Source organism: Streptomyces sp. NBRC 110035 (genome assembly GCF_000829695.1).
In the GTDB taxonomy this organism is placed as follows: domain Bacteria; phylum Actinomycetota; class Actinomycetes; order Streptomycetales; family Streptomycetaceae; genus Streptomyces.
Map to the genome: position 1 here is coordinate 50,964 of NZ_BBNN01000044.1, position 12,328 is coordinate 63,291.

General features: G+C 72.8%; 7 protein-coding genes and 1 rRNA gene. 5 read left to right on the forward strand and 3 right to left on the reverse strand.

The window, feature by feature from the left end; translation table 11 throughout:
- Positions 1-259: 259 nt before the first annotated feature.
- Positions 260-2,413 carry an asparagine synthase-related protein gene (locus tag TU30_RS28295; protein ID WP_042175264.1) on the forward strand — a complete coding sequence of 718 codons (2,154 nt, stop codon included), beginning with the start codon at positions 260-262 and terminating at the stop codon, positions 2,411-2,413.
- A 472-nt stretch (positions 2,414-2,885) separates the two neighbouring features.
- On the opposite strand, the gene TU30_RS28300 is transcribed toward TU30_RS28295, so the two are convergent.
- Together TU30_RS28300 and TU30_RS28305 are read right to left on the reverse strand one after the other, a co-directional pair.
- The gene (locus TU30_RS28300) at positions 2,886-4,775 is read right to left on the reverse strand and encodes a sigma-70 family RNA polymerase sigma factor (RefSeq protein WP_042175296.1); all 1,890 of its coding nucleotides are present in this window, start codon (positions 4,773-4,775) and stop codon (positions 2,886-2,888) included.
- Between the two features lie 197 nt (positions 4,776-4,972).
- Positions 4,973-5,722, reverse strand: a complete 750-nt coding sequence (locus TU30_RS28305; RefSeq protein WP_042175265.1) for a TetR/AcrR family transcriptional regulator — start codon at positions 5,720-5,722, stop codon at positions 4,973-4,975.
- 375 nt (positions 5,723-6,097) lie between these two features.
- On the opposite strand from TU30_RS28305, the gene TU30_RS28310 reads away from it, so the two are divergent.
- Together TU30_RS28310 and TU30_RS28315 are read left to right on the forward strand one after the other, a co-directional pair.
- Positions 6,098-7,492 (forward strand): NAD(P)/FAD-dependent oxidoreductase, encoded by a 1,395-nt coding sequence (locus tag TU30_RS28310; RefSeq protein ID WP_042175267.1) that lies wholly within the window; start codon positions 6,098-6,100, stop codon positions 7,490-7,492.
- A 173-nt stretch (positions 7,493-7,665) separates the two neighbouring features.
- Positions 7,666-9,315: a SpoIIE family protein phosphatase gene (locus TU30_RS28315; RefSeq protein ID WP_042175270.1), complete on the forward strand. Its 1,650-nt coding sequence runs from the start codon at positions 7,666-7,668 to the stop codon at positions 9,313-9,315.
- Between the two features lie 30 nt (positions 9,316-9,345).
- On the opposite strand, the gene TU30_RS28320 is transcribed toward TU30_RS28315, so the two are convergent.
- Entirely contained in the window at positions 9,346-10,623 is a 1,278-nt protein-coding gene (locus tag TU30_RS28320; protein WP_042175272.1) for an MFS transporter, read from the reverse strand.
- A 135-nt stretch (positions 10,624-10,758) separates the two neighbouring features.
- Here TU30_RS28320 and TU30_RS28325 point away from each other — a divergent pair, with 135 nt between their 5' ends.
- The gene (locus TU30_RS28325; protein WP_042175274.1) at positions 10,759-11,307 is read left to right on the forward strand and encodes a MarR family winged helix-turn-helix transcriptional regulator; all 549 of its coding nucleotides are present in this window, start codon (positions 10,759-10,761) and stop codon (positions 11,305-11,307) included.
- Positions 11,308-12,000: 693 nt separating this feature from the next.
- A 16S ribosomal RNA gene (locus tag TU30_RS28330) occupies positions 12,001-12,328 on the forward strand; the annotation flags it as partial.

Genomic DNA, 12,328 nt, shown 5'->3' on the forward strand with positions numbered 1-12,328 from the left:
GCAGTTGAGGGCGCGTTAGAGGTTCTTGGGGCGCGCTGGGGGGCGCATTCGCGTCGCAGCGGTGCAGGTGGGTGCATGACCGAGGGTGGACGATCTCCTCGCCTCGGGCGGGTGTTCGGAACGGAGTGAGAGTATCCGCCGGGGCGCATTCGACGGAGCACCTGCGGTACCGGCACCCCTCCTGAGCGCCTCCGTCATGGCAGCATGGGTGAACCGGTGCGTACGGTGCGCCGGTTGTCCACAGCCTGTGGAGGCGTCGATGCGGTGGTTGGTGGGATGGAGCAGCGCCGCCGCGGGTGCCCCGGCGTTCGGCTCCGTCGGCGCCACCGGCTCCGTCGGCTCCGACGGCGAGACACTGCAACCGGTGGGCTCCCACCCGCTGTGGGGCGACCCCGATCCGCTGTGGGCGGTCGGCGACTGGCGCCCCGACGAGGTGCGGGTGGTGACCGGCGACGCCGACACCCGGATCGCCGTCCTCGGCACCTGTGGTGCCACCGACGAACAGCTGCGCGTCGCCCTGTTCGCCGCGCGCGGCGGCGCGCTGCGCCATCTGACCGCCTGGCCGGGCAGTTACACCGCCGTCGTGCAGGTGGGCCGCCGGGTCACCGTCTGCGGCGACCTCGCGGGCGCCCGGCCGGTGTTCCACACCCCCTGGGAGGGCGGCACCGCGTACGCGACCGCCGCGCTGCCGCTCGCCGACCTCGTCGAGGCCAACCTCGACTTCGGCCACCTCGCCGCGCTCCTGGCCGCCCCCGACGTGCCGGCCGCGCTCCACGACTCCACCCCGTACGACGGCGTCAAGCGTGTTCCGCCGGGGCATGCGCTGATCCTGCGCGCCGGGGCGCGCGAGATCGCCGGGTACGAGCCCGTCGCCTCACTCGCCGTCGCCGCGCCGCCCGCCGACCCGGACCGCGCGGTGGACGCCGTCCGGGACGCGCTGATCGAGGCCGTCCGCACCCGGCTCGCCGCGCCCCGGCACGTCCCCGGCGCCGACATCGATCCCGGCCCCGTCCCGGGCATGGGCCCCGCCGAACGGCGCGCGGCGCGCGGGATGCCGGTGCCCGGGATCGGGGCCGACCTCTCCGGTGGGCCCGCCTCCGGGACACTGGCGCTGCTCGCCGCCGGGCTGCCGGGCATGCCGGGGACCGTGCTGGGGCACGGCACGGGCGCGGGGGAGCGGCTGCTCGCCGTCACCTTCAACGATCTCGCGGGAGGTGCGGGCGGTGCGAGCGGCGGCACGCGAAGCGGTTCGGCCGGCGGGCCCCACGGCGGGCGGGAGGACGAGATGGCTCGCGCCGGGGCGCTGGCCGCCAACCCCCGGCTGCACCACGTGGTCGTCCCCGGCGGCGAGGACACCCTGCCGTACGCCGACCTCGACGGGCCGCTCACGGACGAGCCGGCCCCCTCCCTGGTCACCGCCGCCCGGCACCGGGCACGGCTGGCCGCGGGCAGCGCCGACCACTTCACGGGGTACGGAGCCCGGCAAGTGCTCGACGCACATCCCGCGCGTCTCGCCGACCTCCTCATGGACCGCAAGCGGCGTCATCTCGTGCGGCCCGTCGCCGCGCTGGCGAAGGCCGACGGGTCCGTGATGGTGCCCGCGCGCGTGTACGCCGCGGCCCGGCGCCTGGCCCGCACGCCGTACCGCACGGGGCTCGAGACCCTCGCGGACCAACTGCTGCGCCACCAGCTGGACGACGGGGCCCCCCGGGGCGCGGCGGACGCCTCGCTGGCCTTGCTGACCTGGGGAAGACCCGGGCCGGCGGCGCGCTGGCTGACCGGCGAGGCGCTCGCTGAAGTATCGGTTCGCCTCCAGGCGTCCACCCGCCGGTCCGACGTGGGGCCGGGGCAGCGGCCCGGTGACTTCCGCGCGCGTGCGGCACTGGCCCGGCACGCGGCCGATGTACGGGTACTGGAACAGGCCGCCGAGATCCGGTTCCAGCGGCTGCACACACCGTTCCTCGACAACCAGGTCGTCCGCGCGTGCCGGGCGCTGCCCGAGGCGCTGCGGGTGAAGCCGGGGGCACGGGCCTCCGTCCTGCGGACCGTCCTCGAAGGCGCGGGGGTACGGGACCTGCCCGCCGGATGGGGCGCGCCGACCCAGGCGAACACCGCCGCCGCGACGCGGATCGGGCTGCGGGTCGCCGCGGACACCCTGATGACGTTGTTCGACACGCCGCTGCTCGCGGAGGCGGGGCTGGTCGAGGCCCGCGTGGTGCGCAAGGCGCTGCGGGCCGCCGCCGAGGGGGAGCCGCTGCCGCTGGACGGGCTCGCGGATCTGGTCGCGCTGGAGCTGTGGCTGCGGCGGCTGCTGGCCCGCCGGGGGACCTGCTGGACGGGGACGCCCGGACGGCAGCGGGCGGTGCCCGGGGGGATCGCTCCGGAGCGGGGGGCGTTGGCGCGCGGGGTGTGAGCGGGGGCGGGGGTCTGCGGCGCTTGGGCGGGTTTGGTTCGGGGTGTGGTTGTGGGGTTTCTGCGGGTCGGTGGTCGGGTGCCTGCGGTGCGGGTGTCTGTGGCGCTTGGGCGGGTTTGGTTCGGGGTGCGGGTGGTGGGCCTGCGTCGGAGGGCGGGGGTGCACGTCCGTGCCTGCGGCGCCTCTGCGGCTTCGGTGAGGGTGTGCGTAGCGCCCGTGGTGCGTCGTGGGTCGGCGGTGCGTCGTGGGTCGACGCCGGGGCGGGGTGCCCGTCCTCGGTCCGGCGCGGCATCGGGTGACTGCGGAGGGACCGGCGTCGACGCGCCGGCCACTGCGGGCGGGCACCCCGCCCCGTCACCTTCGCGCCGTGGGCGGCTGGTTCACGCCCGCCGGCCGGTGGGCACGCGCGCCGTGCGCGGTGGTGGGCCGCCGGGGTCGGCCGCGGTACGCGGCTGAGTCGTCCGTGGGACACCTACGTGCAGGTGAAGCGGGACCGGGCCCAGTCGGCCAGGGCCAGGTTGTCGAAGTGGCTGTGGGGTTCCACCACCAGGCGTACGGTCTTGCGGCCCGTCAGGTCCACGTGGACCGGGACGGCCGGGTCGCCGTCCCTGATCCGGCCGGAGTTCCACAGGGGGACGCCGTCCGCGTGGACGGAGAAGGTGACCTTGCCCAGCTTCCTCGTCAGGTCGTCCACGCCGACCGTCGCGTCGTAGGCGGCGCACGGGCGGTTCAGGTCGATGGTGACGGAGGAGCGGCCGTGGACCGTCACGCCGGGTGAGTGGCTCCGGCGGGCGATGGACAGGGCCGGCCTCCGCCAGACCCAGCTGCTCCCGCCGATGCGCATGTCGGGGGCGTCGCCGTCGCCGCTGATGTCGTGGGCCGGCTCGCTCCACTGGTGGACCGTCGGGGCGGGCGGGGGTGGTGGTGGGGGTGAGGTCGGCTTGGGTGTCGGAGGCGGTGTGGGGGGTGACGTGGGTGTCGGAGGCGGCGTGGGGTCGGGGAGCGGGGGTGGCTTGGGAGGAGGAGCGGGGGGCGGGGTCGGCTCGGGTTTGGGGGTTGGTGTGGGCGGTGCGGGGGCCGGAGCGGGGGGTGGGGGTGCCGGTTTTGGGGGCGTCTTCCGGGGGGACGGGGGTTCCTCGCGGACCACGGGGGACGAGGCGGGCGGGGCGGCCTTCGGCTCCTCGGGGGGCTTCTCGTTGCCCGAGAGGGCGAAGACGACGGCCGCCGCCGTCGCCACCGCGGTCACGCCGGCCGCCAGGCCCGCCTTCACCGGCGCGGCCAGGCCTTCCGGGGCCGCCGCCGCCCCGCCCGGGCCACCGGTACCGGCTGCCGCTCCGGCTGCGGCCGTTCCTCCGGCGAGGAGACCGGCCGCCTTGGCGTACCCGGCGGCGCCGAACCAGCCGAGGACGGCGACGGGCACCAGGGCGGGGATGCCGCCGGCGACCTCCTGGAGCTGGACGGCCGCCAGCCGGCACCGCGCGCATTCGTCCAGGTGCTGCCGCAGTCCCCGTTCGGCGCGGGTGCGCAGCCGGCCGCGCGCGTACGTGCCGAGCTGGTCGGCGTAGCGGGCGCACTCCTCGTCCTCGGTGAGGGCGGCGCTGACGTGCGCCTGGAGGTACGCCTGCTTCAGGCCCTCACGCGCGCGGCCGGCCAGGACACGGGTGCCGTTGGCGTCCAGGCCGAAGAGCGTGGCGACCGCGCTCGGCGACTCGTCCTCGACCTCGGTGTGCCACAGCACCGCCTGCCAGCGCTCCGGCAGCGACCTGAACGCCTGCATCGCCATGGACTGTTCGGCCTCGTGCATCGCCCGTACGTCGGCGCCCAGCTCCAGGGCGTCGGTGTCGGAGACGGCCGACAGGCTCGCGGCCTGGGCGGCGAAGGCCGCGAAGTCGTCGACCAGTTGCTCGCGCTTCGCCGACCGTGTCCAGGACGCAGCCACCCGTCGTACGGAGGTGAGCAGGTACGCGCGTACGGCGTGCTCGGGGCCGGAGCCGCCGCGCACCGCCTGGAGCACGCGGGCGAAGACCTCGGCGGTCAGGTCGTCCGCGGTGTGGGCGTCCCGGCAGCAGGTACGGGCGTACCGGCGCACCGCGTCCGCGTGACGCCGGTACAGCTCCCCGTACGCCGAGTCGTCCCCCGCGCGGAGCCGGGCGACGAGGCCGGCGTCGGACGGCGGCAGTTCGCGCGGGGGCAGCGGGACGCTCTCCTCGCGCCGGTCGCGCTGGGTGGGGACGACGCCGCCCGGGTCGTCCCTGTCGTCGGGTGGCACGCTCGCGCGCCACCCCTGGCCCGGTACCTGCGGTGGGTTCTGTGCCCCGGGGGCGTCGTCACCGTAGGACTCGTCCCGCCCGTCAACGCTCATCGCGGAAGCCCCCGCCACCTGCACCATCAGTCCTGACCACGGGTCAGGGTGCCATAGCGGCTTTTGGTCGGGACAGCTCTGGGCGCCCCATCCACCCGTCCGAGGGTTTCCGTCGCACAGGAGTGTGGACAGTCATCCGTTCGGGAAAGGGTGGGACCCGCCCGGTGCGGACGGGCCCCGTGGGCCTGCGCTCACCCTCACGCCGGGCGCGAGCGCAGGCCCTCCAGCAGGATGTCCAGCAGCCGGGCCGAGGCCGCCGCCTGCTGGGCCGGGTCCGGCAGCGAGGGCGCGGCCGTGGCGATCACCAGGAGCACGTCCGACACCGACACGTCCGGCCGCAGCGCACCCGCCTCACGGGCCCGCTCCACGAGCCGGCCGACGACCTCGAGGAGCTGCGCCGCACCGGTGTCGTCCCCCCCGGCGGCGGCCGGTGCCTCCTCGGGCACCAGTCGCAGCTCGGCACCGGACGGCTGCGACCGCTGCTGCGGCACGCGCGCGTGGTCGTGCTCGTCCGCCACGCCCACCCGCAGCACCTGCGGCGGCAGCAGCCGCCCGGCGCCCGAGGCGACCGACGTGCGCAGGAAGCGGGAGAGCGCCGACCACGGCTCGTCCTCCTGACCGAGCGCCGTCCGCGCCTGGTCGGTCAGCCGGGAGGTCTCCTCCTCGGCTATCCGCCGCACCAGGACGTCCTTGCTCGGGAAGCGCCGGTACACCGTGCCCACACCGACCCGGGCCCGGCGCGCCACGTCCTCCATCGGCGCGCCGTAGCCCAGCTCGCCGAAGACCTCGCGTGCCGCGCGCAGCACGTGCTCCAGATTGCGCTGCGCGTCCACGCGCAGCGGTGTTGTGCGAGGCCCTCCCACCCGTCCGTGCCCCGGCGACGCGCTCAACGCGGTGCCGGGCGCCACGGTGGACGCGGACGACCAATGAGAATCCTGAACATGCATACGTATTCCCCCGGTGATGACGTCTCCCCCCGGAGACTCCCCGCCACAGATGGCCGGGGCTCGAGGAACATGCCCGGTGGCCGGTTCCGCCCGTCGCGGACCCGAATGAGCGCATCCCCCCACACCCCGTCGACGTACGAACATAGTTGAGAGGGGGTCAATTCAGAAGGGGCAGGTTCCGCACGGAGCGCCCCCCGATCGGAGTACGAGGCGCATTGGTCCCGTATGTGCCCCGGTGGAAGCGCCGGAAAAGTGCGGCTGACCTGCGCACACGACGTCCGTGAGGGTGATCCGGTCCGTTCGGCGCGCTCACGGCCTCCAGTCACACAATTCGTCGGGGCTGTGGACAAACGCAAGCGACGGGTGCGTCATGGGATGGTGAAGGAACGTGCGCGCATTCTCGTTGTCGGCGGCGGTTACGTCGGGATGTACACGGCCCTGCGCCTGCAGCGGAAGCTGAAACGGGAGATCGCCCGGGGCGCGGCCGAGATCACCGTCGTCACCCCCGATCCGTACATGACGTACCAGCCGTTCCTCCCCGAGGCGGCCGCCGGTGCCATTTCTCCTCGCCACGTCGTCGTACCGCTGCGTCGTGTCCTGGACCGGTGCCACATCCTCATCGGCGAGTCCTCCGCCATCGACCACGCCGCACGCGTCGCCACCGTCACCACCCTCGCCGACGGCGAGGCGGGCAGCAGCGGCGGGAAGGGCGGCGGCCGCGCGGTGGTCTACGACGAACTCGTCCTCGCGCCCGGCTCCGTCTCGCGCACCCTGCCGGTCCCCGGTCTCGCCGACCACGCCATCGGCTTCAAGACCGTCGAGGAGGCCATCGGGCTGCGCAACCACGTCCTCGAACAGATGGACATCGCCTCCTCCACCCGGGACCCCGCGATCCGTGACGCCGCCCTCACCTTCGTCTTCGTCGGCGGCGGCTACGCGGGCGTCGAGGCGCTCGGCGAGCTGGAGGACATGGCCCGCTACGCCACGCGGTACTACCACAACCTCCGCCCCGAGGACATGAAGTGGATCCTCGTCGAGGCCTCGGACCGCATCCTGCCCGAGGTCGGCGAGGAGATGGGCCGCTACACGGTCAGCGAACTGCGCCGCCGCAACATCGACGTACGCCTGGAAACCCGCCTGGAGTCCTGCGCCGACCGCGTCGCCGTGCTCAGTGACGGCGCCCGCTTCCCCACCCGCACCGTCGTGTGGACCGCCGGCGTCAAACCGCATCCCGTCCTCGCCGCCACCGACCTGGCGCGCGACGAGCGCGGGCGGCTGCGGTGCACCGCCGAACTCGCCGTCGAGGGCGCCCCGCACGCGTGGGCCGCGGGCGACGCCGCCGCCGTCCCCGACGCCACCGCCGGGGAACCCGGCCGGGAATGCGCACCCAACGCCCAGCACGCGCTGCGCCAGGCGAAGGTCCTCGCCGACAACATCGCGCACTCCCTGCGCGGCGAACCCCTTCAGACGTACGCCCACTCGTACGCCGGGTCGGTCGCCTCCCTGGGGCTGCACAAGGGCGTCGCCCACGTCTACGGGCGCAAGATCAAGGGCTACCCCGCCTGGTTCATGCACCGGACCTACCACCTGAGCCGCGTCCCCACCTTCAACCGCAAGGCGCGCGTGGCCGCCGAATGGACCCTCGCCGGGCTCTTCAAACGGGAGATCGTCTCGCTGGGTTCACTCGAACACCCGCGGGCCGAGTTCGAACTCGCGGCCGGTGGAAAGCCTTCTCAGGACCCCCCGGACAACCCGAAGGGGTCGTCCTGAGCGCACCCAGGAACTCCTCGGACCGGCCCGACGTCTGACGGATGTCGGCCCGGTCGGCAGCCTGCCAGACTGGTCCACCACCGGGGGCGGGCCGCTGCCCGCCCCCGGTGCGGCCCAGGGGCCCCGGCCGGTCCCGTTTCCCGGCCGCCGACAACTACACGAGGCAAGGATTCGTGAACTTCACCCGCTGGAGCGCCCGGCTCCCCGGAACGCAGCGCCGCGCCGCAGCGCGCAGCGAGCACGCGGTCTCTCCGGACCGGCGGGGAGAGGGCTCCGTGCCCACGGCCCGCGCCGAACAACTCATCGAGGACCCACGGCCCGCGCCCGCCGTCGACGACCTCAGGGTGCGCGAGGTCCTCGACCACGTCCCCTCCCTCGTCGCCCTGGTGCACGGCCCGGACCACCGCATCGCCTACGTCAACGACGCCTACACGGCCCGTTTCGGCGCCCGCCCGGTCGGCACCCCCGCGCGGGAAGCCCTCCCGGAGCTCGACGAACTCGGCCTGCTGCCCCTCCTCGACCAGGTCCTGCGCAGCGGGAAGTCCCGCACGGTCAAGTCCCGCAAGGCGCCCGACGGCCGCTCCTACACCTTCACCTGCACCCCGGTCACCCAGGGCGACGGCAGCGGTGTGCTGGTCTTCGCCACCGACGTCACCGACCACGCCGAGGCCGCCGAACGCCTGCGCGCGAGCGAGCGCCGCCAGCGCGAGACCGCCGTCACCCTCCAGCGCTCCCTGCTCCCGCAGGAGCTCGAGGAACCCGACGACCTGCGGGTCGCCGCCACCTACCACCCCGGCGGCACCGAGGCCGCCGTCGGCGGCGACTGGTACGACGTGATCACCCTCGGCGGCGGGCGCACCGCCCTGGTCATCGGCGACGTCATGGGCCGGGGTGTGCGCGCGGCGGCCGTCATGGGCCAGCTCCGTACGGCGGTGCGCGCCTACGCCCGCCTCGACCTCCCCCCGCACGAGATCCTCCAACTGCTCGACGGCCTCGCCACGGAGATCGACGCCAACCAGATCGCCACCTGCGCGTACGCCATCCACGACCCCAACGAGGGCACCCTCGTCTACGCCTCCGCCGGCCACCTGCCCATCCTGGTCCGCGACGAGCACGGCACCGTCCAGCGCGCCGACGAACCCACCGGCCCCCCGCTCGGCACCGGCGGCTGGATGCACTCCTCCGGCTCGGTCCCCCTGGCCCCCGGCTCCACCGCCGTCCTCTACACGGACGGCCTGGTGGAGCGCCGCAACGAGGACCTCGACGAGGGCATCGCCGCCCTGGAGCGCGCCCTGGCCGGCGCGACCGGCACCCCCCAGGTGATCTGCGACCGCCTGGTCCGCTCGGCGGGCGTGACCCCGGAGCACGACGACGACGTCGCCGTACTGGTGCTCCAGCACCCCGCCCGGGAGGGCCCGGAGAGCGAGCTGTTCCACAACGCCGCCCTGGACCTGCTGGGCGGCGTCGAAGCGGCTCCCCGCGCGCGTGCCTTCGCCTCCGGCGTGCTCACCAGCTGGCGCTTCCCCACCGACCTGCACGACCTGGGTGTCCTGGCCACCAGCGAACTGGTCGCCAACTCCCTCCAGCACGGCATCCCGCCCATGCGGCTGCGGCTGCGCCGCACCGACCGCCGGCTGATCGTCGAGGTCACCGACGGCGACGACCACCTGCCGAGGCGCCGCCGCGCGGAACCCGCCGACGAGTACGGCCGGGGTATCGCGATCGTCGCGACGATCGCCTCCAACTGGGGAAGCCGGCGCACCCCGGGGGGAGGCAAGTCCGTCTGGTGCGAGTTCGCCCTGCCGGAACCGGTCGCCCGGTAGTGAGCGGGGCGCTGTGCGGGGTCGTTGTCCTCAGGCGTGCGCCGGGGACTGGCCCGCCGGTGCGGTGCCGCCCTGGGTGACGACCAGGCTCTGTGCCGTCGACGGCCGGTCCTGCACCTCCGTGAGCTGCCGGCCCAGCCGCAGCGCGAGCACCGTGATCCCCAGCGAGCACAGCACGAAGACCACGATGTACGGCCCGTGCAGCGAGGCCCCCATCGGCCCGCCCACCGCCGGACCGAGGGCCAGCGCGAGCTGTTTCACCAGGGCGAACGCCGAGTTGTACTGACCCGCCAGCCCTTCCGGCGCGAGATCCGCGACCAGCGGCGCGAGCGTCGGCGACAGCATCGACTCACCGAGCCCGAACAGGGCGTACGTCGAGACGAAGGCGGCGGTCGCCATCGCCTGGCTGCCGTTCCCGAGGCCCGCGTACCCGGCCACGGCCCATGCCACGGCCCAGAGCAGTCCCACCGACGCGATCACGCGCGTGCGGCTGCGGCGCTCCACGAACCGCAGCACCACGAACTGCGCGACCACGATGACCAGCGTGTTCGCCGCCAGCGCCGTACCCAGCGTCGACGTCGAGATACCGGCCGCCTCGACCCCGTACGCGCTCAGCCCCGACTCGAACTGTCCGTAGCAGGCGAAGAACAGCACAAAGCCCAGCACGCACAGCTGCACCATGGCCCGGTTGCCCGTCAGCTGCTTCCAACTGCCCTTGGCCGACGGAGCGGGCGTGCCCGCGACACGCGGCGAACGCGGCATCCGCACCGTCGCCATCACCACGACCAGCAGCAGGAACATCGCCGCCTCGATCGAGAACAGCACGGTGAAGGAGGAGGCCTTGCTCGGGTCGACGAGGTGTCCGCCGATGAGACCGCCGACCCCGAGCCCGAGGTTCTGCAGGAAGAACTGCATGGCGAACGCACGCGACCGGGTCCGGGCCGTGGAGCAGTCCACGATCATCGTCGCCAGTGCCGGCTGCATCACGGCCTGCCCGGCCCCGAGCGCCGCCGCCGACACCAGCACGCTCGCCGCGCCGCTCGACAGGCCCAGGCTCAGCGCCCCGACGGCGGCCGTGACCAGGGCGACGAGCAGCACCGGCAGCGGACCCCGCCGGACGATGGCCCGCCCGGCGAACGGCAGCACGATCAGCGCCGCCACAGCGAACACGGCGAGCACCAGTCCCGCCGTCACGGCGCCGAGTCCCCGCACCTGCGCCACATAGACGTACAGGTAGGGGACGGTGAAGCCGAGCCCGAACGCACTGAGTGCGTTGCCCACGTGGATCCGGCGCATCGCAGCGCCCATCGCCCTGGTCACGTTCACCTCTCTCAGAAATTAGGAGTGAAGACTTAGAAGCTAAAGTTCAAAGGTGAAGAGTACACATCGAACGGCTTTAATGCGAAGGGCTTCGAGATGAAGGGGGCGTGCCATACTGCGGCCATGGGCGAGACCTCCGGCCTCAACGAGCCGACACTCGAAGAGCAGATCGCCGCGTACCAGCGCGAGTTCCAGGACCTCGACCCCCAGGTCGAGAAGATCGTCAGCGCGCTGTCCCGGCTGAACCGCCGCATGAACGTCGCCTACGGCCGTCAGACCGCCGAGCTCGGCATCACCAATGCCGACTGGGAGGTCCTCAAGGCCCTGGTCCTGGCCGGCGCCCCGTACCGCATGGGTCCCAGCGACCTCGCCAAGCGCCTCGGGCTCACGCCGGCCGCCATGACCCACCGGATCGACCGTATGGTCGCGGAGGGGTTCGTCAACCGGGAACGGGACGAGACGAACCGCGTGCGGGTCATCGTCGAGGCGACACCCGCCGGCCGCGGGAAGTGGCTCGAGGTGATGCGCATGGCGACGGTTTTCGAGGAGGACCTGCTCCAGGACCTCTCCTCGGAGGAGCGGATCGCCCTGGGCGAGGTGCTCACCCGTCTCCTGCGCAGGGTGGAGGACGCCCAGCCCGACGCCGGCGGACGCCTCACCGACCTGGACTGACGGCCTCGATCCGCAGACCGCGAACGGTCGAAAAGATCTTGACAGGGGTCACTTGACTTCCCCCTCCCCGATCCGTAGGGTTCTTCGAGTTGCCATCGGGACGTAACGGTTCTTCGGCAGCACTTCCGCCGCGAGAGCGGCACTCAAAACCCCAGCACGACCTCCCCAGTGGACGGCTTTCGGCATGTCCGAATTCAATTCGCACGGGATGCCGCTGCTCGATTCGGATCCGAACGGCTCCGATTTGAGAAGCGGCAAGAGAGTCCGCTAAGGTACGAGACGTCGGAACGGCCCAACAGCCGGAAAGACAAACCCCGCTGACCGGGGGTCAGATCGAAGGAAAAAGATCTGATAGAGTCGGAGTCGCCGGAAAGGGAAACGTGAAAGCGGAAACCCGGAAGGCGAAACCCCGGGGACATCGGATCGGGAAGATCTGATAGAGTCGGAAACGCAAGACCGAAGGGAAGCGCCCGGAGGAAAGCCCGAGAGGGTGAGTACGAAGGAAGCGTCCGTTCCTTGAGAACTCAACAGCGTGCCAAAAATCAACGCCAGATATGTTGATACCCCGTCTCCGGCCGTTCGGCCGGGACGAGGTTCCTTTGAAACAAACACAGCGAGGACGCTGTGAACGGCCGGGCCCATTCCGCCCGACCGTTCCGCTCTCGTGTGTGCTCTCCCGATCACGGGAAAACATTCACGGAGAGTTTGATCCTGGCTCAGGACGAACGCTGGCGGCGTGCTTAACACATGCAAGTCGAACGATGAACCACTTCGGTGGGGATTAGTGGCGAACGGGTGAGTAACACGTGGGCAATCTGCCCTTCACTCCGGGACAAGCCCTGGAAACGGGGTCTAATACCGGATAACACTTCCACTCGCATGGGTGGGGGTTAAAAGCTCCGGCGGTGAGGGATGAGCCCGCGGCCTATCAGCTTGTTGGTGAGGTAACGGCTCACCAAGGCGACGACGGGTAGCCGGCCTGAGAGGGCGACCGGCCACACTGGGACTGAGACACGGCCCA

Excerpts from the sequence above, each read along its gene's own strand:
- TU30_RS28295 (WP_042175264.1), top strand. The coding sequence starts at position 260 with ATGCGGTGGTTGGTGGGATGGAGCAGCGCCGCCGCGGGTGCCCCGGCG.
- TU30_RS28300 (WP_042175296.1), bottom strand. The coding sequence starts at position 4,775 with ATGAGCGTTGACGGGCGGGACGAGTCCTACGGTGACGACGCCCCCGGG.
- TU30_RS28305 (WP_042175265.1), bottom strand. The coding sequence starts at position 5,722 with ATGCATGTTCAGGATTCTCATTGGTCGTCCGCGTCCACCGTGGCGCCC.
- TU30_RS28310 (WP_042175267.1), top strand. The coding sequence starts at position 6,098 with ATGGTGAAGGAACGTGCGCGCATTCTCGTTGTCGGCGGCGGTTACGTC.
- TU30_RS28320 (WP_042175272.1), bottom strand. The coding sequence starts at position 10,623 with ATGGGCGCTGCGATGCGCCGGATCCACGTGGGCAACGCACTCAGTGCG.
- TU30_RS28325 (WP_042175274.1), top strand. The coding sequence starts at position 10,759 with ATGGGCGAGACCTCCGGCCTCAACGAGCCGACACTCGAAGAGCAGATC.